Below are 22,796 nucleotides of genomic sequence, written 5' to 3'. Positions count from 1 at the left end.
AGTCCGGTTTTCCAGCCGGGCTTTTTTGTTTGTGTAGAGTAAAAGTGATGTTCAGGGGATGTTAACACGGGTGTGGTTTGTAAACTCAGTGTTAAGTAATATGACATACCTAAAAATTTTACTGTCAAAACCAATATATATCCATTCGAACCTGGCTTCACACTTGTTAAGATTGTACCTGTAGCTCGTATCCGTAAATTTTGAAAGGTGGTCCAAATCAGATGTTTGGTAAAAAGTTTGGGGTTATTGCAGCATCCGTCGCGCTTGTTAGTGTAGTGCTTACTTCTTGTGGAGGTGCAGAAGTAAACAATGGAGGGACTCAGAACAAGGAAGCGGCAGCAGCGGATAGTAAGAAATCTATCACGTTATGGATATTCGATGCAGATCCGATGTACCAAGCAACTGCCGAAGCTACCGCAGCGGAGATTGGCGCTGAACTGAATTATGAATACATACAAGATGAGACATACAAAACTAAACTAAGTGTTGCGCTTGCCGCAAATGAACTCCCGGATGTTTTCCAACAGCATGCCGGAAAGTCATACCGCACCCCTGTTCTGCAGTCGAAGACAGTTGCTCCATTGAACGATACGCTGGATTCCACGGGTCTAGGCTCGCAATTTCTGGACAATCAGTTGGTAACAGAGGAAGATGGCAACATCTATTCCGTGCCTTCCAACATCAGTACAACACTGGTTCTTTACTATAACAAAAAGCTGATGGGCGAGCTTGGCGCTTCTGCTCCAACAACGTGGGATGAACTTCAGGCATTGATTAAAACCGCAAACGATGAAGGCGTGATCCCAATCGCACTCGGCGGAAAAGAAAGATGGCAGGCAGATCTGCTCTACAACATGCTTGTAGCGCGTGAGGACGTTAATGCCTTCGATGAGGCAATTAAAGGACAAGCTAAGTTCACAGACGCACCATTTGTTGATGCAGCGAATCAGGTGGTAACATTGGTGAACTCAAATGCCTTCCAAAAGGGTTTCCTCGGCTCCGCCTACCTGGATGCACAAGAACTGTTCAAGAATGATAAAGCCTTGATGTGGATCGACGGCAGCTTTAACTTCACTTCTCTGTCGACTGCAATGGGCGACAATCTGGGATATATCGCATTTCCGAAAACAGGTGCAGAAGAGATCCACAGTGCAACAATCGGTTTCCAGAATGCTGAGGCGCCTTACTCATTGTTTGTCAACAACAGCTCCAAAAATGTGGATGCAGCCAAAGAATTTGCCATTCGCATGTCTTTGAAGCTCAATGACGAATTTGTTAGAAAAGGTCTGCCCGGATATGCCAAAAGCGATGTTAAGTCTGAATCACAGAATGAGCAGCTTTCAGCTTACGCTACAGATATCGGTAAAACCACTAAAACGCAGGCGATGTGGTTCGGTCTGCTTTCAGCAGATGCAGGTCAGGAATATCGTGATCTGACACAGCAGCTATATGGTGGCGTGTTGACAGCTGAGCAGTTCACAACTGAACTGGAAACCTTGCTTCGCAAGGCAGAGTAAGCTATAGCGTTTCACAAAAATATTCTGGGGAAAGCGATGCAGTCAGTTGGACGCATCGCTTTTCTGCAACTTGACAGGTGGGTAAGTGATGGAAAAAGCGCTCTCTAATAAAAAAATATTAGCTTTGTTTTTATTGCCCGGATTAACCGTTTTTCTGATTTTTTATTTTGTGCCTATTTTGATTACAGCCTATTACAGTCTCCAAGATTGGGATGGCATCAATCCCATGACCTTCATTGGACTAGACAACTACACTAAGATGTTTACGGTTGATAAAAGTTTTTGGCAGGCGGTATGGAACAGCTTCGCCTTTTTGCTTGTAGGTGTGTTTATCCAGTTGCCGATTTCGTTTGCCTTGGCGATGCTGGTCTCCCGAAAAATGAAGGGGCGTAAATGGTTCCGCAATATTTACTTTTTCCCTGTAGTGATGTCAACAACAATGGTGAGCCTGCTATGGGTCAAAATTTATGATCCGAACATCGGCATGCTGAACACGTTAATGGATGCCATGGGACTGGGCAGCTGGACACAAGCGTGGCTTGGGGATACTAAGACGGCACTACTGTCCGTACTAATCGTAACCACTTGGCATTACGTTGGTTACAATATGCTAATCCTGTTCGCCGGAATGCAAGGTATCCCGGAACAGTATTATGAAGCAGCGAAGCTGGACGGAGCGACAGGCTGGAAAGCGGTTCGTTATATTACTTTTCCTTTATTATCCGATGTGTTACGGATCTGTATCGTCCTGAACGTTATATATGCACTGAAAACATTCGAAAGTGTGTATGTGATGACTAACGGAGGACCGCTTGATTCAACGACTGTGATTGCGCTGAAAATGTTCCAGGAAGCGTTCCTGAAGCAGAATTTCGGTTACGGCAGCGCGCTTGCTGTATTTATGGTGCTGGAATGTCTCATTATTGCCTGGGTGATTAATAAGCTGTTGACTCAGGAGAAAATTGAATATTAAGGAGGACAGGTCATGCTCAATAAAACGAGAAATACAGCTATTTACATACTGATGATCATCATCGCCGTCCTCCAGTTGTTCCCGCTCTACTGGCTTGTGGTAAGTGCGTTTAAGGATAACTCGGAGATTATTGGCGGAGCGGTCTGGGCGTTGCCCACCAAATGGCGTTTAGACAATTTCACAGAGGCTTGGGTAAGCGCTAAAGTCAGCCAATACTTTTTCAACAGTGTGACTGTCACGCTGGTTACACTCTTTTTTGTGCTTCTGTTTGCTTCTATGATGGCGTATGCTTTGACACGCATGAAATTCAAATATAACGGTGTGATTTTGTTCGTTCTATTGATGGGCGTCATGGTTCCAATTCACGCTACGCTAATCCCGCTCTTTATGATACTCAAGAATCTTGGCATTCTCAGTTCGAGATTATCTATTATTTTGCCGTATATAGCTGTGAATTTGCCTATTGCCGTATACATGCTGTCGGCTTTTCTGCGGACCATGCCGAAGGAACTGGAGGAAGCTGCGTTTATGGACGGCTGTGGAGTCGTTAAATCCTTCTTCAAAGTTGTGCTGCCCCTGCTGAAGCCACCACTCGCTTCGGTAGCGATCTTCGTGTTTTTAGCCGTATGGAATGAGCTCCTCATGGCTGCGACCTTTATTCAAAAGCAAGAGCTGCGGACTTTGCCGCTGGGCCTGATGAATTTCAGCGGTCAATACAGCATTAGCTGGGGACCGCTCGCAGCAGCCATGGTCATATCGACCCTTCCCATTCTGCTGGCTTACGTGCTGTTCAGTGATCAGATGGAGAAGAGTTTTACCGCAGGTGCAATTCTGAAGTAAAGAGACGAGAGAAGGATGGAATTATGATCGAACGGGCGGACACCAGTAATATATTGAATATCGTAATTATTGCCACCTCGGATCTTCACGGAAATCTGTGGGGCTATCGTTACGAAGAGGGTGTGGATACAACGAATGACGGGATGGCCAGAGTTGCCTCCTATGTCCGGGAGATCAGACAGAGTGGAGCCGAGGTCATTCTGATTGACAATGGTGATGTGTTCCAGGGGAATATGCTGACTGATGATGTCTTCAATAAGCGGCTGGATAGTGTACATCCGGTCTCTGTGGCGCTGAATGCAATGGGATATGCGGCCATGACCTTGGGCAATCATGAATTTAACTTTGGTCTTGCCCTGATTGAGAAATTCAGGCGGGAGCTTGAATTTCCAGTGCTTGCTGCGAATGCCTGTTATCAAAGTGGGGAACTGTTTGCAGAACCTTATACGCTTGTTGAGATACAAGGTATTAAGATTGCTGTTATCGGTCTGACTAACCCTAATGTCCCGCGCTGGGACGGCGGGAAGGTGGAGGCTCTGCGCTTTGGCCCCATGGCTGAAACGGCACAGAGAATTGCAGCCTCACTGAGGGCTGAAGGTAAGGCTGACATCATTATGATTAGCGCCCATGCGGGAATGGTGGCGGAATTCGACGAAGAAGGCGGTTCGGATGCCGCTGAACACATTGCCGAGCTGGTTCCTGAGGCTGATGTGCTTCTGGTCGGTCATATGCACATTACGGTTATAGAACGTATCGGTGATACCGTCATTGGAGGGCCACGCGACCGGGGGCGGGAAGTGGTACGCTTCGACCTTGCGGTCGAGCTTGGCGGTGAAGGCCCCCGGGTTGTGAACCGGGAAGTCACGATTGTTGATATGGCCGGCTGGGAGCCGGACCCGGAGTTGCGGAGTCTGGTCTCAGAAGCGCATGAAGAGACGCTTCGCTTCATCGAGCAGGGAGGTGGAGTCTCCTCAACAGATATGGACGGTGGCATTCTGGGCTATGCGACAGCCGACTTCCAGCCACAGGATGAAATCAGTGGCCTGCCAGCGGGAAGATTGCGGGATACAGCAGTCATTACATTGATTCAGAAGGCGATGCTTGAGGCCAGTGGAGCGGATGTTGCCGCCACGAGCCTTTTTTCGGACAAGGCCGATTTGAAGCAGGGCCCATTGACTTACGCTGATGTGTACCGCATTTATCCATTCGATAATTTGCTGTACGTTGTCAATGTAACCGGCAAAGAGCTTAAGGCTTACATGGAAGCCTCGGCAACGCATTTCAAACAGTGGCAACAAGGTGACTCTGCGATTAGTATTAACCCCGAGGTGCCGAGTTATCTCTATGATATGTTCGCTGGTATCGATTATCAGATCGACCTGTCGCAACCCTCCGGTAGCCGGATCATAAATGTGATCTACAAAGGCAAACCGCTTGCCGATACCGAACAGCTGCAGCTTGCTGTCAACAATTATCGCTACAGCAGCTTATTGAAGGCGTCCAAATTGGTTAGCGCGACAAAACATTGGGAATCGGCATGCAGCATCCGTGATATGCTTGTAAGCTACATCAGGGATCGTAAGACGTTATCGCCGGAAGTTGATGACAACTGGTCCATTGTTGGGATCGGCAGGCAGATTGTTTCAGAAATTAGTGATAAGAATAAATAATCAAGAAAAAACACCTTAAAAAGACAACAGAGCAGCGTTTCTCCCGTTATTGGAGAGTCGCTGCTCTGTGTTTTTGATCAGCGGCTGCTTGCTTGAGTGAATTTGGCGCAAGAGAAAGCCACCCGACCTCAAGCGTCACTTTCTCATATATTCAAATTTTAACTTTGACATTCTGGGAAATCGCATATAAGATAGCTAATATGAATAGAAATGATAATCATTATCAATATAACGATAACGATTATCATAGAGAACTTATATCTGAATATCAGGGGGATTTACAAAATGCACAAAAGGTTGTTGAGTTTAGTTCTGGTTATTGCTGTCATACTGGTTGTGGCAGGTTGTGGATCCAACAATACGAAAAGCCCGGCAGCTAACGAAAGCGCAACTGGCAATGCAACTGCAACGAATGCTGGCAGTGAAGCGGCGAGTGGCCCGATTGTACTGAAAGATGCTAAAGGTGAGGTTAAGCTGGACAAGCCTGCGCAGAAGGTCGTAGTGCTGGAGTGGACATTTACCGAAGATATTATTGCCCTCGGCATGCAGCCGGTAGGGAATGCCGATAACGAAAATTATAAGATTTGGGTAACTGGCGAAGCGCCCCTGGATGCAGGCGTGACTGATGTCGGTACACGCGGTGAGCCGAATCTGGAGACGATTGCGGCGCTGAAGCCGGATTTGATTATCGCGAATACAGACAGCCATGAAGCCATCTATGAGCAATTGAAGGGCATTGCGCCAACGCTGATCTTCGGCCTGTATCCGCCTGAAGGCCAAGGTGATCAATACACGATGATGGAAGATACTTTCAAAACGATTGCAGCCGCTGTCGGCAAGACCGCGGAAGGTGATAAGGTCCTGGCAGATTTGGATGCGCATTATGCGGATGCTAAGACGAAGCTAGCCGCTGCAGGCAAGGAAGGCTTGAACTATGTACTGACGCAAGCCTACAGCTATCAGAATGCAGCGACGATGCGTCTCTTTACGGATAACTCTCTGGCGGTGCAGACGCTGGACCGGATCGGCTTGAAGAACGACTGGAAACCCGAAGCTTTTGAGGCTTACGGATTCAGCACATCGACAGTTGAAGCATTGCCTGCGGTTCAGGATACCAATCTGATCTATATCGTCCAGAAGGATGATGATATTTTCTCGAACGAACTGAAGGATAATTCCGTCTGGAAAGGCCTTACCTTCGTGAAGGAGAAACGCACCTTTGGATTAGGCAGCGCAACTTGGGTGTTCGGCGGTCCGGTCTCCTCCAAGGTTATCGTGGATGAAGTTGTAAATAGTTTAACGAAATGAGTACTTTGATGAACGAGAATAGTAGCAAGGAATCCTCAATCGGAATAACCTGGCGGCTAATTGGAATATTTGGGGGCGGTCTTGCCGTCCTCTTCGTTCTATTCCTCCTGAGCCTCGGCTTCGGAGAGGCCAAAATTCCGGCAGCCACCCTATTGGATGGATTGCTGAACCGCCAGGACGTGATGGAGCATAATCTGCTCTGGGATATCCGGATGCCGCGAACGGTTATCGGGATTCTGGCCGGGGCTGCTTTAGCTGCGGCGGGTGCATTACTGCAAACCATAACGAAGAACCCGCTCGCATCCTCGGATACGCTGGGGATTAATGCCGGGGCTTACTTTATGGTTGTCCTGGGTATGGTTGCTTTCCCGGCTATGCAGCAGCAGTTCCCGTTTTTGCTGGCAGCGGGAGGGGGACTTCTGGCGGCAATGGCCGCCTATTTCCTGGGTGGAGGCAAGGCAGCCACGCCTGTCCGGCTGGCATTATCGGGTATGATCGTATCCATGGTATTAGGTGCGTTCACATCTGCCTTACATATCTTCAAACAGACGGAAACACAAAATTTGTTCTTATGGGGCGCAGGTTCCCTGATTCAACTGGACTGGGATGGTGTCCGGTACGCTTGGCCTTTCGTCCTTGCGCTGATTGGGGCAGCAGTCTTCGCCGGCCGGCAATTCGATGCGCTTGAGCTTGATGAGTCAACCGCCCGCTCGCTGGGACAGCGTGTGGGGTTAACCCGGGCAGTGGGCCTGGGCATATCCGTGCTCATGGCTGCGATCGTGGTCAGCGTGGTCGGACCGATAGGTTTCGTCGGTCTGGTCGCTCCACATCTGGTCCGGCTTAGCGGTATCCGCAAGCATCGCCTGCTTATTCCCGCGAGCGCCTTATGGGGAGCACTGCTCATTACCGCAGCGGATACGCTTGCGCGTGTGGTGCGGAGCAATGTAGGTGAGATACCAGTCGGTGCGGTTATGGCGATTATTGGAGCGCCATGGCTCATTTGGCTGGTGCTTACCAAGATGAAGAATATATCCGGTTCAGGCTCCGGACAGTCATCCATGAGTGTTGGGGGAGCCGCGCTGCGTATGCGTTTTGTTCCTACGGCGATATTCATGACCGCACTGCTCCTCGTTGTCATCCTTGTGAGCTTATCGCTTGGGGGAACGAGAATTCCGCTGGCTGATTTGCTGGGCAGTCTTATCCCCGGGGGAGATCAATCGTTTTCTGTGCTGCTGAATCTGCGGCTTCCGCGTACTCTGGTTGCAGCTTGCGGCGGTATCGCGCTAGCCATCAGCGGTGTCTTAATTCAAAGCGCTGTCCGCAATCCGCTGGCTGACGCTTCGATTATTGGCGTGACCTCAGGCGCCGGGCTTGGTGCGATGATCGTACTGTTCGCATGGCCTGCATTGACGGTAGTTGTCTTACCTTTAGCCGCAATTGCGGGTGGGGTTGTCGCAGCAGCCTTTGTATTCTTTCTGGCCTGGCGCAAAGCCTTGAATCCATCCGTGCTCATCCTGCTCGGAATCGCTGTATCGGCGGTCGGCTCTGCGGGCATACAGGTTATGATCGTTAAGGCAAGCCTGTGGAGCAGCAGTTCCTTTATTTGGCTGACGGGTTCGACCTATGGCCGGGGCTGGAATCAGCTTTACAGCCTGTTTATCTTTCTGATTGTCCTTGTGCCGATTGCATATTATCTGGGCCGGAAATTTGATTTGCTGGCGTTTGGCGACGAGAGTTCAACAGGTTTTGGCTTGCCGGTTCGGGGAACGCGGTTGTGGGCTATGATTATCGGCGTTTTGCTTGCAGCGGGAGCCGTTGCCAGCGTTGGGACAATCGGATTTCTCGGGCTTATGGCACCGCATGCAGTACGGATGATGATCGGGCATCACACGAGACGCTCCATTATTTTGTCGGGACTGCTGGGGGGATTAATGCTGGTCATTGCCGATACGATCGGAAGAACCATAATGGCCCCGATAGAAATACCATCAGGCCTGATTATTATGCTCATTGGAGCTCCATATTTCCTGTTTCTGATGTACCGTTCACTTGTCAGCAAGAAGTAAAAGGGATGAAGAGAACTGGAATGACTTAAAACCGGTACCTTTTTAGGTATCGGTTTTTTTGTTTGTACGCTCAGTTGATTGTATAAATCACCCAGTCTTGCTGGTCGTTCTAACCGAGAGCGTACATCATTTTGACGCTCATCACGGTCTGATTCAACGTCGCAAGAAAGGCACCCAAATTCATAATGAATAAGAGGGGCCCCTTTTATCTGGCCAGACAAATACCGTTGCTCCGCTCACAATAACAGATCAATAGAATATAGGTGCTCTTGACTTCGGTAGTACATTCAAATATAATCTAACCAGTTAGTTATAAAAAGAGGTGGAAACCATGACGCCAGCAGAGAGCGGGAGCAAGAGCGACGGCAAGCGAAGTTCACGGACTTATGATGCAGCCCGAACTAAGGGGATGATTCTTGACGCAGCGGAGGAGACGTTTGCAGAGCTTGGTTATTCAGCAGCACGAATCGACGGGATTGCGAAGGCCTCGGGGTATAACAAAAGCCTGATCTATCAGTATTTCGGCGATAAGCTGGGACTTTATACCGAAGTAGTCAAACGTGCCGACCAGATTAGTGAACAGGTAACCGGGGCGGCAATCGCCGAACTGTTGAAGAACCCAGGTCTCATGAGTGACCCTGTTGTATTCAAGAGTTTTCTGGAGAAGATTACCCGGCATATGTATGAGTTTCTCCTGGAGTACCCGCGATATTTGAAAATTCTGTTCTGGGAGGCCGCAGAGGATTGGAAGACCTGGAATCAAATCACCTACCGTCCGGATGATATGACTCAGCTGCATGAGCTGGCCATAGCCGCGAAGCAGAATGGAATCCTCCGGCAGGATTTCGATCCGGCGATGTTTCCGATTCTGATTCTAAATGTGACGACAGCGACGCTTCAGTCCTTTTCACGCTATAAGGAAGTGATGAGCAAGCTGGACTCCCCGGAGATGAAGGAGCACACCATGGATCAGATTGCGAAGTTTGTCATGTATGGTGTCATGGAGCCATCTTTACTGTAGAAGATGGCTTTTATTTTCATCAAATATAACTAACTAGTTAGTTTATAGAGGAGGCGATAATGTGAATGCTATTATTCAGACTGAAGGCTTAACGAAACATTACGGAAGCCATCATGCTGTTGACGGAATATCACTGCATGTTGAGCAAGGGGAAATCTACGGATTTCTGGGATTGAATGGGGCGGGCAAAACGACGACGATACGAATGCTGCTGGGGATGATCCGGCCGGATTCCGGAGCTTCCTATTTGTTCGGACAACGTGTGGATGCCGGCAGTCACAAGCTGTGGGCGAACGTCGGATACATGGTGGAGACCCCTTATTCTTATCCTGAGCTAACGGTCCGGGAGAATCTGGAGATCATCCGCCGTCTGCGGGGCATACCGGAACATGATGCGATAGATTCTGTAATGGACAAGCTGCAGCTAACCGCCTACCGGGACCGCAAGGCCGGTAAATTGTCACTCGGCAACGGACAGCGGCTGGGCCTCGCCAAAGCAATGCTGCATAATCCAAAAGTGCTGATTCTGGATGAGCCGACGAACGGATTGGACCCCGCTGGAATTGTTGAGGTTCGGCAGCTGCTTAACGAGCTTGCCCTGACTCACGGGGTGACAATATTTATCTCCAGCCATATCCTGGGCGAGGTCGCCAGACTGGCGACACGGATCGGTATTGTTCATCATGGCAAGCTGCTTCAGGAAACGGAGGTCAGGGAGCTGCAGCATATTCTCCGGAAACATCTGCTTGTGCAGACCCGTAATCCTGAAGCTGCCCGGATAAAGCTGGTTCAGCACGGCTATAAGGTGGAATTGTCCGAGGAAGGGCTGCGGCTCTCCGACGATCATGCGATAGCTAGTCCGGAGCAGATCGCGAAGCTGCTGGTCCATGCAAATATGCCGCCCATTCAGTTGAGTGTAGAAGAAGAAGATCTTGAAGCTTATTTTCTTAGAAAAATTGAAACCGGAGGGGGAGCAACAGAATGAATCAATGGTTATCAGCCATAGGGGGAGAAATCTTGAAGCTTCGCCGGTCCAGGCTGCTATGGATATCACTTGGTGCCAGCATCCTGCTTCCGGTTATGCTGGGGCTCGTTTTTTCCGGATCGCTGGGTTCCCAGAACAACATAGAGAGTATATTGGATGTGCAGGGGTTTATGGATGAGCTTGGTTATGTGGTTTCGATTGGAGGATTAATCGGCTTCGGTTTTATATACAGTTGGATATTCGGCCGGGAATACTCCGACCGTACGGTTAAGGATTTACTGGCATTGCCGCTTTCCCGTTACAGTGTGGCAGCCGCTAAATTAATGGTTGCCACAGTTTGGTGTGAGGTCCTGGCACTCCTCATGTTCGCGGTTGGAGGCCTTACCGCCTGGTTTGTACAGTTGGATGGCTGGAGCCTTGAGATCATCGCGCAAAGCTTCAGGGAATATGTATTGCTCTGTTTCATGGTTATCTGCCTATGCATCCCGGTAGCCTGGATGGCCAGCGTTGGACGCGGGTATATGTCTGCGTTTGGGTTCATTATGCTTACCATCGTGATTTCCCAGCTTGGCGGAGGCCTTGGAATTACAGAATATATTCCATGGGCCATCCCCGGGCTCCTCAGCGGCGCTTCGGGGGAGGGGAATGTCCATTTGCAGACTCTGAGTCTCAGCCTTCCGTATCTGACCGGTGGTATTGGCTTGATCGGCACACTCTCCTGGTGGCGTTATGCTGACCAGGCGTAATAGATAAAAGGGGCGCCTCACTCCACCGGGTAGCGCGGCAGCTCTACGATGACTGAGGTTCCCTTGGTGAATTCGCTCTCGATGCGCAGGAGGCCGCCATGCAGTTCGATAATTTCCTTGCAGATGGCAAGGCCCAGTCCGCTTCCAGACTGGCGTGATCTGCCTTTGAAGAATTTGGTCCCGAGCTTTGTGAGGTCGTCAGCTTCGATGCCTTCCCCGTTGTCCGTGACTGTGATGATAATTAGGGTTTCATTTAAGTCCGCCGTGAGGCGGACCTCCCCCTGGGCAGGAGTGAATTTGAAAGCATTGTCCAGCAGATTTACAAAAACCTGCTTCAACCGGTTGAAATCGCCGTCCACGGGCAGCGGCTGATCGGGAATATCGGCATAGAGCCGGATTTGTTTGGTCTGGCCCCGGTACCTGAACTGCAGCAGCAGATCCTCAAGAAGACCCCTTAGGTCATAAGGCTGGAGCGAGACCTTTATCTCCCCAGCCTGGAATTTGGAAAAATCCAGCAAATCCTCGACCAGACCGATCAGACGATCTGTTTCCCCGGTCATTACCTCAAGACCCTGCAGGGTCTCTTTTTTATCAGACAAATCACCCACAAGCAGCGTTTCGCCCCAGCCTTTGATCGAGGTAAGGGGAGTGCGCAGCTCATGCGTGACGGAGGAGATGAAATCATATTTAATTTTTTCGCTTTTGATCATTTCCTCTGACATGTAATTCAGTGTGACCGCCAAGGTGCCGACCTCATCGTCATACCGCTTTTCCGCCCTTACGTCAAAGTTTCCGGTGGCCATCTCTTTGGCGACAGAGGTTAATTGCTGAATAGGTCCCACAATCCGTTTAGCGATAATCAGGCTGAGTACGAAGCCAAAAAGAATGACGAGCAGCCCGACCCAGGCGGCATTCAGGACAATGTTGATAATAACGTCGTAGAGGGGCTCTGCTGAAACAGAGTAGCGCAGTACACCAATGTTCTCCCCGGATTCCCTCAAAGGAATGGAAACGGCCATTATCCGTTCACCGTTGAGAGGGGTAATACTCTGATAGGTCCCCTTGCCGCTGATCAAAGCATCTTTGACATCAGGGGTCTCAATATGCTCCGAGCTTGCGAAGCCGAATGAATTGATAATGACATCACCTGCCGGACTGAGCACTTCAACCTTGCTGCTCTCTTCAGTCGAAAGATTCTCCAGAATGTACCTGGCCCGTTCATTGATCGAGTAGCCCTCCAGATACTTGTTGAAAAAGGTGGCGGAGGTGACGGCCCGGGAAGACAGGGTCTCCATCGCGCTACCCAGGTAGTAGTAATGGACTGCTACAATAAATACCCCCTCCAGCAGCAGGACGATCAGGAGCAGAACAATGGTGATATAGACGATAAGCCTAGACCTGATTCCCTTCAGCAATGTTAGACCCTCCATAGATAGCCGAATCCCCAGACCGTTTCGAGGTATTGTGGTCCGGAAGAGCCCTGCCCGATTTTTTGGCGGATTCGGCTGATATTCACATCTACAATCTTAAGCTCTCCCATAAAATATTGCCCCCATACGGAGGTTAGAATATCATCACGGTTCATGGCCTTGTTAGGCTGCTCCATAAGCAGTTTGACGATGGAGAATTCTGTGGGCGTCAGGGGAATCTCGAGCTTGTCTTTCAGTAACTTGCGTTCATCCAGCATCAGTGTAAATGGAGGAAGCTCGATATGGTTCTCTTGTGCGGACACTTCTCCCGGATACATCCGCCGGTAGAGCGACCGGACCCGGGCAACCAGCTCAACCGGACTGAAGGGCTTAACCACATAGTCGTCTGCACCGGATTCCAGCCCCATCACCTTATCGACTTCCTGGCTTTTGGCAGTCAGCATAATAATACCAAGCCGGGGGAACATGCCCCGAAGGCCTTCACACACCTCGAAGCCGCTGACACCGGGAAGCATCAGGTCCAGAATAGCAATATCAAAATCCTTCTGATCCCGGGCGGCAGCCAGAGCCTCTTCGCCTGTGGAGGCTTCGACAACTTCGAAGCCCGCACGCTTAAGGTTAATAAGCAGGAAATCGCGTATGGGCTTCTCATCTTCCAGTACCAGCACTTTCATGGGTGCCCTCCTTGTCATACCTATTGCTGGGGCTTCTGCGGCGTACCGGCCAGCTGCTGCACTTCGTCAAGCGTCAGCTTTAGCTGTTCATACTCCTGAAGGGAGGAGCCGGTCAGCTTGCCGGCTGCATCTGCAGATGGAAGAACAGCAACAAGCACGGTTGGCGCAGTACTATCCTCCGTATTTTGCAGCTCATACAGCAGTTTATAGGTTGCGTTCTTCGCCAGCAGTGCCGCTTCGGCAGTCTGCCAATCCTTTTTGGAGATCTGGCGCAGCTCCAGAAGCGGGGCCTGCTCAGCAGACGCTGCATTGGTGTAGTTAAACTGGATATGCTCCCAAGCCGTAGGGGATTCCTCCGGGGCCACCAGCTTGTATTTACCGGTCCAGGATTGCGGAATGTGGAAATTGTAGCCCCATCTGTCGAAATGCTCCTCCACAAACTTCAGTCCCGATTGCCCATCCCACTGATAATATTTGGTGATAAAGGGAGTGGCCAGCGGGGAAAAGCTCTCTGTACCCGCAGGAGGAACAAGGAAACCGATCTCGACAATGCCATCACCGTTAATATCTGAGCTATACAGCGGGTAATCCTTGATCGCCATATTGTTCTCACCCAGCAAACCGGTTGCTTCCGAAGCAAGTGGCCTCAGCACAATATCCCTGCTGTCTGCCAATTCGTCACGCTGATAATCCTCTGTTGCAAGTATATCAATAAATTTGCCATTTTCCCAAGTCAGCAAAGAAGTGTAGGAGGAATGTGCACCAACCGCCGCATCAATGATCAGGGCGTTTTTGGATGGCGCTGCTTTTGTAAACAAGGCTTGGAACACATACCCGTCGATGGTCTGGTCAGACAAGGTCTGCAGCTTGCCGTCATGAAGCCGGATTACCTGCAGGTGGGATTGCGGCTGGGTGTCCGTGGTGAACGTTCCCTGGATCAGGGCGATATCAGTCTGACCTTCATTGGTCAGATTGCCGACAACCAGCTGGTCATAAGGCTGCTTGAGCTTTTCGGTCAGCTCACCACCACTCAGACTGTAGACGGACAGTTCCTTGCTCAAGCCTTCGCCGCCGCTGAACCCGAGCAGCATATCCGCTGCTCCGTCTGCGGTAACATCTATAAACTGTACGTAATCCAGCTCACTGCCGACTCCCGTAATCGTAGTCAGCTTTTTCCAGTCGGCGCCGGGTTTGGACAATACGAGGGTATTGATTTCATAATCCGTTTTGTCCGTCTTATAGAAGGCCAGAATTTCATCCTGACCATCCTTGTCGAGATCCTGCAATTGAATGGCACTGCCGGATTCGGAATTGATGGGCACCGTCAGGTGGGCATTCGCCGGAAGAAAAGACTTCACAATACTTGTAATGGTGCCATCGGCACTGCCCTGCGAAGGGGCCCGGAGTAGATCACTGGGAGTCTTGGGTGCACCGCAGCCTGCAGCAATAATGGATAATAAGAGAAGGGCGCTTAGGCCTGATTTGTTCATAAGATATAATCTCCTTTAGTTCATCTGTGGCTAGTATATCCCAACCTTTCGGCAAAGTAGTTTCAAAATGGTAAAGGCTAAAGGAGTCTGTTTGGATAGTGCCTTGTATATAAGGGTCCAGCAAAAAGCTAGAGCAGCGGCGGATCGGTCATTATTATTCCTTGAAGTAACCCCTCATAAAACGCTCTGACATCCATCTGCTCGGGCAGCCCCGAAACTCCGCCGTCTCCCAGCTCTACAATAATCCAGCTTCCCTCTGCAGTTTTGGCGATGTCCATGGTGAAGAAGCGGCTTGTAATCGTGCGGGCAATTTCCATAAAAGGGGTCAGATCCGGCTGATCCTCATCGTAGGTAACATCATCCCAGTAATTCAGAAAAGCTATGATTTGATGATCCAGAAAAAATATCCGGTATTCCTTGGAAAGCGGCATGCCGCTCTTATCGTGTGATTGCAGGTACTCCAGAGGAACGAATTCACGGATAACAATTCCTTCGCTCAGTCCAGCCCCCTGTCTTTCGATGAAGTTCCACACCACCCGCTGTACATTGCCGTGGTCTGAAGCATCCGGGATATAGCAGGCATCAACCCATTCGTGCTTTCTTGACTTCACATAGTCCTTGACGATTAAAGGAGATTCGCCGAATACGGTGATTTGTTCGAACAGCTCCTCCCAGTCGGCGGGCTTGCTTGGACTTGTACGCCAAATGGTGCGCGGTGTCAACGATGCGATCATCGAATAGGAGTAGGGCAAGTAGTGACAGTGAGCATAGGCGGTAGGGTCATTGATGAGTTCAATATTCTTTGATTGGAGTGCATGGTAGAGCTGCTCATAATGCTGCGGCTTCATCATCCAGCCCCGGTAAATTGCAGATTCCATAGAGAGTGCGGGTGTAATCTGCCGGATGGATCGGGTAGCCTGGCCTTCCATTAAGGCCTCCAATGAAACAAGCTCCGTCTTGGAGCCGGCAGCTTGAGCTGCGTGCCACTCCGTTTCATAATCCATGTCAACTCTCTTGGCATCCAGCGGATCCTGGCAGAAAATAATCCTCATAATAATCTTCCTCATCCCTCAAGTTAGTTGGTGTTTATGCTACTTATAATTCATTTTCTACTGTTTTCAAAAAAGAAAGCACAGCAGCATTCATCTGTTCCAGCCCCCGTTGTTCAATCGGAAAATGACCAGCACCCTCTAAAATTGCATATTCTTTTCTACATTTTAAATTGTCAAAAAACGGCTTACTGAAGCTATATGGAGTCATAGGGTCTAATTGAGGATGAACGAGTAATACCGGACAAACATCAAAATCCTCAGGTTTTATTACCGGTTTCATATTTAAGAACGTTCTTAATAAGCGTAAAGGGATTTTTGTGCCTGCCGCATGAGCATCGTTCATAATGAGCTTGGTCATTTCGACATTGTTCGTAATCAATTTCATCCGAGATACGTTATTGACAGAGATTTGCAAGGAATCTAATAAAAAGGGGAATTTGTCCATAAAAAATTTACCTAACCGACTAATGAGTTTGTTAGGAGCTAACTGATCACGAACTTTCGAATCACTCGTATCAACAAATGTTGTTGCAATTAACCCTTTGACTCGCTTGCTTTGTGCCGCGGTGTGATAAGCTAACATGCCCCCAATACTGGTGCCTAGTAAGATAATAGGCTTGCCGTCCCGTTTCAACTCCCGATCAATCAATTCAATAAGTATGTCAATCCAAAGCTGATAATCCAATGATTTTACCGAATTTGTATAACTTAAACCGTAAGGCGGCAGATCCGGAGACACTACTTCATAACCGTATTTTTGCAGTATTCGTGCATAAGGAGCCAACAATCTGCCATTGCCACCAGCACCATGAATGAAAATGATTTTTAATTTTGCATGCAGAACAGGCATACGATCCAGATGAATATGAATATTGTTCCAAGTCATACATTCTTCTGTTGGTAAATGGTTTTCATTTATCTGCATTTCTTCAGGAAAAAACTTTTGATATTGTTTCCAATAGATTACTGATTGATTATATGTTGAAAACTCATTCATGAATTTGCAGTTCCTTTCTCCCAAGCTTACATAGGACTCGCCGAAAACATTCTACAGGCAATATGGTCACATCTCATCTTTACATTTTAAACCATCAATAGTGCAGACTCCACTCTTAAGATTTTACACTTAAGATTCTATTCGTAGTTCTGATCTCCGCTTTAACACTATTTGTGATACGGTTCACCGCGTTTGATCTTGCTGCTCTTACTTTTATTTTCACCGGAGAATTGGCGGGACCAGTGCCCGCAGCTCACGAGCAGCTATAAGCATTCAGTGTGTGACATAAGATAATTACAGATTTTATTTGCAAACTTATAATTATTTGGCATCAGATAAATAAGGGGATGAAAAGCAGAAAATGAAGAGGGGCGCCGTGTTTTACATTGTAGCAGGAATGATTGCAATTACTCTGCTGTCTAATTTTATTGCGTATCGTTCATTACCGGACCAGATGGGAATACAGGTGAAATCATTCCAGTTCAAGGCTGATGATTTCACAAATTATATTCCTAAGCGGGTATTCCTTTTCTTGATACCGGGTATTCAAATTGTTGCATCTATTTTTAGGGGAGAAAGGAAATCTAAGACCTCTCTGTTAGTGTTAAACACGATTTTAGTAATTGTGAACAGCTTCACCATTTATATAAATCTTTAGCTATATCCACTCCGGCAGTTTTGCAAGCCAGTAGGAGATATATGAAGAAACAAAAGCATCCCTTACGTGAAAGGGATGCTTTTGTTGAATGTAAGCGTTTATAGGTTCCACAATATAAAAGGTCCTATTATTTCTTCCTGCGAGTATCAGCTAATATTCGGGGTGGAATCTCTAATGATCGGTTTCGTGTAGATATGAGAGACCTGATAGGGCTGCTCTGGATGGGTGATGCGTGACAGCAGTATTTCGGCTGCTTTGACGCCCATTTCATTACTGTAGATATGAACGGTGGTAAGATGAGGCTCAATAATTTTTGATTCCGGGCCGTTATCAAAACCGCAGACGACAATATCACCGGGAATGGAATGATTCAGATTCTTCAGTGATTTCATAAAGTTTACGGCGATGTAATCGTTCGCACATACAAAAGCGGACGGGAGCCCGGCAATGTCATTCAATCTTTCATCCGCCCAGCCGGGGCTGGAGAAAAAGAGATTATCCTCATCGAGAACGCACTGGCCGAGATCGAGCGGGATTCCAGCCTCGGTCAGAGCACGATTAAAACCTACCCATCTTTCATTAAAGCTCCGGCAATGATTATAATCTCCGATAAAGCCCAAGGTTTTGTAACCGCCCTCAATCAACTTTTTGGTAAGCTGATAGGTACTGTGTTCGTTCTCCATTAACAACACGTCCGCCCGGAATTCAGGGTAGCAGACATGTGCGGAACAGTCTATGAAAATGGTCGGGATCTCAAGGCTTGTAATCAGGTTGCTGTATTCCAAGTTAAACAGCTCAATACATATGATTCCGTCCACATTGGATACATCGAAATTGTTAGGGAGGGACAGAGATTTCTGTTCAATCTCCCGGATGATGTGAATGGATAAATTATATCCTTCCGCGCTGATCCGCTTTTCCAGGCCGCTGATCAAAGTCGATCCAAAATGCGAAGTGTTCGGCAAATTCTCTGTTAATAAAGCAATGTTTCTCGAGCTCTTTGGCAGGACACTTTCGGTTTCCATTAAAGAAAACTGCTTGTATTTCAACTCAATTGCCTTTTTGATCACTTTATTTCTGGTTTCTTCAGGCAATCCCTCCGTTCCGTTCAAGGCTTTGGAGGCCGTGTTTCTGGAGATTCCCAGAGCATCAGCGATATCCTGTATCGTTACTTTTCCCCGTGCCATATATGTAATTTCACCTCTATATTATTGTTTTCTTTCACTCTGCAAATAGCGATCGGATACGCTTCGCTTTACTCCCTTAAATGTATAATAGTTTTCTCAAAATAGCAACGTTAATTTTACAAATGCACAATGTATTTTACATTATGTAATAATATTGTTTGGTGATTAATTCTGCTTCGTAACTTGAAGTGAATATATTAAGTTGAATAAATGCTATCTTTCTAAGAAAAACCTCCTGTTTATCAATTTTGACAATATTTTCAGGATTTTAGAGGCAAGATAATTGTCAAATGAACAAATATATTTTTACAAAATGTATTGACTCACGGAGAAGTCTTTGATAAATTGTAAATGAAGAAGGGCGCGAACGTCAAAATGTAAGCCTTTCACTGATGAAAAACATTGTATAAGAATGGAGGTCAAGGCATTGCATAACTCAATTGAAGTGGATCACAGAAAACTGGTGACGGGGCGGAAGATTTCCCTGTTTGAATATTTGAAGAAACATTACTTCCTTTATTTAATGCTTGCACCGGCACTGATCCTGACCCTTATTTTTAAATACGGTCCTATGTATGGTGCGATTATTGCCTTTAAGGATTTCAGCCCAATCAAGGGAATTATGGGAAGCGAGTGGGTAGGTTTTTACAACTTCGAGAAATTCCTGTCTTCCCCGAACTTCGAAGTGATTTTTATGAATACGCTTAAATTAAGTTTTTTCGGCCTAATCCTGAGCTTCCCTGTTCCTATCCTGCTGGCCTTGATGCTCAATCAGGTTCGCCGGGCCGGAGTCAAAAAGAACATACAGTTATTCTTGTATGCCCCTAACTTCATATCCGTCGTTGTCGTGGTCGGTATGTTGTTTATCTTCCTGTCCCCGACAGGACCTATCAACCAGCTTTTTAGCTGGGCTACCGGTGAACCGGTGATGTTCATGTCCCGTCCGGAATACTTCCGCTGGATCTATATTCTTTCGGATATATGGACGGGTGCGGGATGGGCCTCCATTATCTATGTTGCGGCTCTTGCCAATGTGGACCCTGAGTTACATAACGCAGCCAATTTGGATGGTGCTAATCTTCTTCAAAGAATACGTCATATTGATATTCCGACCATTCGTCCGATTATGGCCATTGTATTTATCCTTGCCGCGGGCGGCATCATGTCGATCGGGTTTGAAAAGGCTTATCTCATGCAAACGGCAACGAACATGCCAACCTCTGAGATTATTCCGACGTACGTTTACAAGATTGGTTTACAGTCCGGTGACTATGCATACTCAGCCGCAGTAGGACTATTCAACTCTATTATCAACATCGTCCTGCTCATTACGGTGAACTTCACGGTGAAGAAACTAAACGAGGGCGAAGGTCTTTTATAGAAAGGAGCAACAAGTCATGTTCATTAAACATTCCCGGCTGGACCGCTTTATTCTTGTGCTGAACGCCACCTTTTTGACCCTTGCTGTATTGATTGTGGTGCTTCCGCTCATTTATGTAGTGATTGCATCCTTCATGGATCCGTCAATCCTGCTTAGCCAAGGGCTGTCGTTCAAAATTTCGGATTGGTCATTGGATGGTTATAAGATGATTCTTACCAATCCGGCGATGATCCGAGGATTCGGGAACGCTGTTTTTTACGCCTCTTCCTTTGCCATTCTTACCGTTCTGGTCTCGATCTGTGCGGGGTATGCCTTATCGGATGACCGGATGAAGGGTAGAGGTTTCTTCATGACAGTGTTCCTCTTTACGATGTTCTTTGGAGGAGGACTGGTCCCGACTTATCTGCTGGTTAAGAATCTGGGGCTGCTGGATACGGTCTGGGCTGTAATCATTCCTGGGGCGGTCAATGTATGGAATATTATTTTGTCCAGAACATTCTTCAAAGGCGTGCCGAATGAATTGAAGGAGGCGTCCAATGTGGACGGAGCTTCAGAAATGAGGATTTTCTTCAGCATTGTATTGCCGCTCTCTAAGCCGATCATCTTCGTGCTTGCGCTGTATGCCTTTGTCGGCCAGTGGAATTCTTACTTTGATGCCATGATTTATCTGGATAATCCGAACCTTCACCCGCTGCAGCTCGTGCTTCGTTCCATCCTGATTCAGAATCAGGTAGATCCCGGCATGATCGCTGACCAGATGGCTATGGCGGAAATGAAACGATTGTCTGAAATCATCAAGTATGCCGCGATCGTTGTCTCCAGCTTGCCGCTCATTATTATGTATCCGTTCTTCCAGAAGTACTTTGAAAAAGGTGTCATGGTCGGTTCCATCAAATAGGACACGGCTGCACATAGATAAAGTTCTTTCAATCCTATTCACTTTGGAGGTCATATCCTATGAAAAGATCAAAAAGATCAAAGGTGTTGTCAAAAGCTGCTTCTGCGTCTGTACTTGCTTCATTTATGTTCCTTGCCGCATGCGGCGGCGGGGGAGGGAATGCTGCCGGTGAAAAACAGGATTCAAGCGGCAAAGTCACCTTGAACTTCATTACCCAAAGCTCCCCGCTGGCACCGGCCGATCCGAACGAAAAGCTGATTAATAAACGTCTCGAAGAAAAAACGAATGTGCATATTAACTGGAAAAGCTTCACCAAAGACGTGTTTGTGGAAAAAAGAAACCTGGCTGTTGCAAGCGGTGATCTCCCCGATGCTATTTTCAATGCCGACTACAGTGATTATGAGCTGCTGAAGCTTGCTAAAGACGGTGCTATCGTGCCACTGAATGATCTGATCGAGCAGAATATGCCCAATTTCAAAAAAGTGCTCGAAGAAGCCCCTCAATACAAAAGTATGATTACGGCACCCGACGGTAAGATTTATGCATTTCCTTGGATTGAAGAGCTTGGGAACGGAAAAGAAAGAATTCAGGCTGTAGACAGCATCCCTTGGATCAACGTGGAATGGCTTAAGAAGCTGGGTCTCGACATGCCGACAACCACGGAAGAATTGAAAAAGGTGTTGATTGCCTTCAAGACACAAGATCCGAACGGCAACGGTCAGGCAGATGAAATCCCCTTATCCTTTATCAACAAGCCGGGTGCGGAAGATATAGCATTCCTCTTCGGTTCGTTCGGATTGGGAGAGAATCCCGACCATGCGGTCGTAAGCAATGAAGGCAAAGTGATATTTACGGCTAAGGAAGAAGGCTATAAAAAGGCGGTGTCCTTTATCAATGACCTTTATAAAGAAAAACTCATTGATATTGAAGCCTATACCCAAGATTGGAGTACTTACCTGGCCAAAGGCAAAGATCAGAAGTACGGCCTCTACTTCTCTTGGGATAAAGCCAATATCTCCGGAGCAAACGCTGCTTATGAAGTGATGCCGCCGCTCGCAGGTCCGGATGGCGAAGTCAACGTAACCAGAACCAACGGTCTCGGCTTACACCGCGGTAAGATGGTTGTGACAAGCGCCAATAAAAACCTGGAAACGACAGCGAAATGGGTGGATCAGCTGTATGATCCGATCCAATCTGTGCAGAACAACTGGGGAACCTACGGGGACGAGACACAGCAGAACATCTTTGAATTTGATGAAGCAAAAGGAATGCTGAAGCATTTGCCGCTGGAAGGTGCTGCTCCTGTGGAGCTTCGTGAGAAAACAAGTATCGGCGGGCCGCTGGCGATCCTTGATTCCTACTATGGTAAATATACGACCATGCCGGATGATGCCAAAGGCCGCATGGACATCATCAAGAATATCATGGCTCCAAAGATGAAAGCAGAGAATGTAATGCCGAGCGTATTTCATTCGATTGATGAGCTTGACCGCCTGACGACGATTGAAACCGACTTGTTCGCCTATGTACTCAGAATGCGTACAGAATGGTACCAGAACGGAAAAGTCGATGCACAGTGGAATGATTATTTGAAGGAACTGGACCGTCTTGGCCTGCAGGAATGGCTTGAAATTAAACAGGCAGGCTACGACAGAGCGACGGGAAAGTAAATATATAAAAAAATATATATAAGCTGAACTAAAGTACACCTAGAGGCGAAAGCGGCGGAGGGGAAGTTTGGAACTGTAGGAGCGTAAGCGTTCGCCTTTAGGTTTGGATTTCTACCGCGATGAGCGGTTCAAATCAGGAAATCCAAACCTAACAGCGGCCGGAAGTCCAAACATTCCCCGCAGTCCGCGTACTACGCCAATTGGATAATCTAAAGTTCAGCTTATCCAGGAGC

The 22,796-nt window shown here is 47.8% G+C and carries 18 protein-coding genes; 12 read left to right on the top strand and 6 right to left on the bottom strand.

The genetic code is table 11. The annotated features are described in order from the left end of the window. Positions 1 to 221: 221 nt before the first annotated feature. From NST99_RS28585 to NST99_RS28545, 9 genes are all read left to right on the top strand, one after another. Complete coding sequence (locus NST99_RS28585) at positions 222 to 1,517, top strand: ABC transporter substrate-binding protein (protein WP_341096231.1); 1,296 nt, start codon at positions 222 to 224, stop codon at positions 1,515 to 1,517. An 88-nt stretch (positions 1,518 to 1,605) separates the two neighbouring features. Next, positions 1,606 to 2,490, top strand: coding sequence for a carbohydrate ABC transporter permease (locus tag NST99_RS28580; protein WP_341096229.1), 885 nt, complete (start codon positions 1,606 to 1,608; stop codon positions 2,488 to 2,490). 12 nt (positions 2,491 to 2,502) lie between these two features. Continuing rightward, entirely contained in the window at positions 2,503 to 3,330 is an 828-nt protein-coding gene (locus NST99_RS28575) for a carbohydrate ABC transporter permease (RefSeq protein ID WP_341096227.1), read from the top strand. A gap of 23 nt (positions 3,331 to 3,353) precedes the next feature. After that, entirely contained in the window at positions 3,354 to 5,000 is a 1,647-nt protein-coding gene (locus tag NST99_RS28570; RefSeq protein ID WP_341096225.1) for a bifunctional metallophosphatase/5'-nucleotidase, read from the top strand. A gap of 285 nt (positions 5,001 to 5,285) precedes the next feature. Next, positions 5,286 to 6,308: an ABC transporter substrate-binding protein gene (locus NST99_RS28565; protein ID WP_341096223.1), complete on the top strand. Its 1,023-nt coding sequence runs from the start codon at positions 5,286 to 5,288 to the stop codon at positions 6,306 to 6,308. Positions 6,309 to 6,316: 8 nt separating this feature from the next. Then, complete coding sequence (locus NST99_RS28560; protein WP_341096222.1) at positions 6,317 to 8,374, top strand: iron ABC transporter permease; 2,058 nt, start codon at positions 6,317 to 6,319, stop codon at positions 8,372 to 8,374. Positions 8,375 to 8,705: 331 nt separating this feature from the next. Then, positions 8,706 to 9,395: a TetR/AcrR family transcriptional regulator gene (locus NST99_RS28555; RefSeq protein ID WP_341096221.1), complete on the top strand. Its 690-nt coding sequence runs from the start codon at positions 8,706 to 8,708 to the stop codon at positions 9,393 to 9,395. A 61-nt stretch (positions 9,396 to 9,456) separates the two neighbouring features. After that, on the top strand, positions 9,457 to 10,380 hold the full coding sequence (locus tag NST99_RS28550; RefSeq protein ID WP_341096219.1) for an ABC transporter ATP-binding protein: 924 nt from the start codon (positions 9,457 to 9,459) through the stop codon (positions 10,378 to 10,380). Continuing rightward, positions 10,377 to 11,126, top strand: a complete 750-nt coding sequence (locus NST99_RS28545) for an ABC transporter permease (protein WP_341096217.1) — start codon at positions 10,377 to 10,379, stop codon at positions 11,124 to 11,126. The genes NST99_RS28550 and NST99_RS28545 overlap by 4 nt, the downstream gene beginning before the upstream one ends. A 17-nt stretch (positions 11,127 to 11,143) precedes the next feature. On the opposite strand, the gene NST99_RS28540 is transcribed toward NST99_RS28545, so the two are convergent. From NST99_RS28540 to NST99_RS28515, 6 genes are all read right to left on the bottom strand, one after another. Continuing rightward, positions 11,144 to 12,541, bottom strand: a complete 1,398-nt coding sequence (locus NST99_RS28540; protein ID WP_341096215.1) for an ATP-binding protein — start codon at positions 12,539 to 12,541, stop codon at positions 11,144 to 11,146. A gap of 2 nt (positions 12,542 to 12,543) precedes the next feature. Continuing rightward, entirely contained in the window at positions 12,544 to 13,230 is a 687-nt protein-coding gene (locus NST99_RS28535; protein ID WP_341096214.1) for a response regulator transcription factor, read from the bottom strand. 20 nt (positions 13,231 to 13,250) lie between these two features. Then, the gene (locus tag NST99_RS28530) at positions 13,251 to 14,720 is read right to left on the bottom strand and encodes a VCBS repeat-containing protein (RefSeq protein WP_341096212.1); all 1,470 of its coding nucleotides are present in this window, start codon (positions 14,718 to 14,720) and stop codon (positions 13,251 to 13,253) included. A gap of 128 nt (positions 14,721 to 14,848) precedes the next feature. Continuing rightward, the gene (locus NST99_RS28525) at positions 14,849 to 15,772 is read right to left on the bottom strand and encodes an ATP-grasp domain-containing protein (RefSeq protein ID WP_341096210.1); all 924 of its coding nucleotides are present in this window, start codon (positions 15,770 to 15,772) and stop codon (positions 14,849 to 14,851) included. Positions 15,773 to 15,815: 43 nt separating this feature from the next. Next, positions 15,816 to 16,769, bottom strand: coding sequence for an alpha/beta hydrolase (locus NST99_RS28520; protein ID WP_341096209.1), 954 nt, complete (start codon positions 16,767 to 16,769; stop codon positions 15,816 to 15,818). An 804-nt stretch (positions 16,770 to 17,573) separates the two neighbouring features. Beyond that, positions 17,574 to 18,614, bottom strand: a complete 1,041-nt coding sequence (locus NST99_RS28515) for a LacI family DNA-binding transcriptional regulator (protein ID WP_341096207.1) — start codon at positions 18,612 to 18,614, stop codon at positions 17,574 to 17,576. A gap of 523 nt (positions 18,615 to 19,137) precedes the next feature. Here NST99_RS28515 and NST99_RS28510 point away from each other — a divergent pair. Genes NST99_RS28510 through NST99_RS28500 form a run of 3 tightly spaced genes read left to right on the top strand, consistent with a single transcriptional unit; the run spans position 19,138 to position 22,563 of the window. Continuing rightward, complete coding sequence (locus NST99_RS28510) at positions 19,138 to 19,995, top strand: ABC transporter permease (protein WP_341097779.1); 858 nt, start codon at positions 19,138 to 19,140, stop codon at positions 19,993 to 19,995. 16 nt (positions 19,996 to 20,011) lie between these two features. After that, entirely contained in the window at positions 20,012 to 20,893 is an 882-nt protein-coding gene (locus tag NST99_RS28505; RefSeq protein WP_341096205.1) for a carbohydrate ABC transporter permease, read from the top strand. 59 nt (positions 20,894 to 20,952) lie between these two features. Then, complete coding sequence (locus NST99_RS28500; protein WP_341096204.1) at positions 20,953 to 22,563, top strand: ABC transporter substrate-binding protein; 1,611 nt, start codon at positions 20,953 to 20,955, stop codon at positions 22,561 to 22,563. Positions 22,564 to 22,796 lie beyond the last annotated feature (233 nt).

The sequence above is a fragment of the Paenibacillus sp. FSL L8-0470 genome (assembly GCF_038008625.1).
Lineage (GTDB): Bacteria > Bacillota > Bacilli > Paenibacillales > Paenibacillaceae > Paenibacillus_AQ.
This window is presented reverse-complemented; position numbering and strand designations above follow the sequence as displayed.

What these genes read in the sequence shown, in the direction of transcription:
- NST99_RS28585 (WP_341096231.1), top strand. Translation starts at nt 222, where the DNA reads ATGTTTGGTAAAAAGTTTGGGGTTATTGCAGCATCCGTCGCGCTTGTT.
- NST99_RS28580 (WP_341096229.1), top strand. Translation starts at nt 1,606, where the DNA reads ATGGAAAAAGCGCTCTCTAATAAAAAAATATTAGCTTTGTTTTTATTG.
- NST99_RS28575 (WP_341096227.1), top strand. Translation starts at nt 2,503, where the DNA reads ATGCTCAATAAAACGAGAAATACAGCTATTTACATACTGATGATCATC.
- NST99_RS28570 (WP_341096225.1), top strand. Translation starts at nt 3,354, where the DNA reads ATGATCGAACGGGCGGACACCAGTAATATATTGAATATCGTAATTATT.
- NST99_RS28565 (WP_341096223.1), top strand. Translation starts at nt 5,286, where the DNA reads ATGCACAAAAGGTTGTTGAGTTTAGTTCTGGTTATTGCTGTCATACTG.
- NST99_RS28560 (WP_341096222.1), top strand. Translation starts at nt 6,317, where the DNA reads ATGAACGAGAATAGTAGCAAGGAATCCTCAATCGGAATAACCTGGCGG.
- NST99_RS28555 (WP_341096221.1), top strand. Translation starts at nt 8,706, where the DNA reads ATGACGCCAGCAGAGAGCGGGAGCAAGAGCGACGGCAAGCGAAGTTCA.
- NST99_RS28545 (WP_341096217.1), top strand. Translation starts at nt 10,377, where the DNA reads ATGAATCAATGGTTATCAGCCATAGGGGGAGAAATCTTGAAGCTTCGC.
- NST99_RS28535 (WP_341096214.1), bottom strand. Translation starts at nt 13,230, where the DNA reads ATGAAAGTGCTGGTACTGGAAGATGAGAAGCCCATACGCGATTTCCTG.
- NST99_RS28530 (WP_341096212.1), bottom strand. Translation starts at nt 14,720, where the DNA reads ATGAACAAATCAGGCCTAAGCGCCCTTCTCTTATTATCCATTATTGCT.
- NST99_RS28525 (WP_341096210.1), bottom strand. Translation starts at nt 15,772, where the DNA reads ATGAGGATTATTTTCTGCCAGGATCCGCTGGATGCCAAGAGAGTTGAC.
- NST99_RS28520 (WP_341096209.1), bottom strand. Translation starts at nt 16,769, where the DNA reads ATGAATGAGTTTTCAACATATAATCAATCAGTAATCTATTGGAAACAA.
- NST99_RS28515 (WP_341096207.1), bottom strand. Translation starts at nt 18,614, where the DNA reads ATGGCACGGGGAAAAGTAACGATACAGGATATCGCTGATGCTCTGGGA.
- NST99_RS28510 (WP_341097779.1), top strand. Translation starts at nt 19,138, where the DNA reads ATGCTTGCACCGGCACTGATCCTGACCCTTATTTTTAAATACGGTCCT.
- NST99_RS28505 (WP_341096205.1), top strand. Translation starts at nt 20,012, where the DNA reads ATGTTCATTAAACATTCCCGGCTGGACCGCTTTATTCTTGTGCTGAAC.
- NST99_RS28500 (WP_341096204.1), top strand. Translation starts at nt 20,953, where the DNA reads ATGAAAAGATCAAAAAGATCAAAGGTGTTGTCAAAAGCTGCTTCTGCG.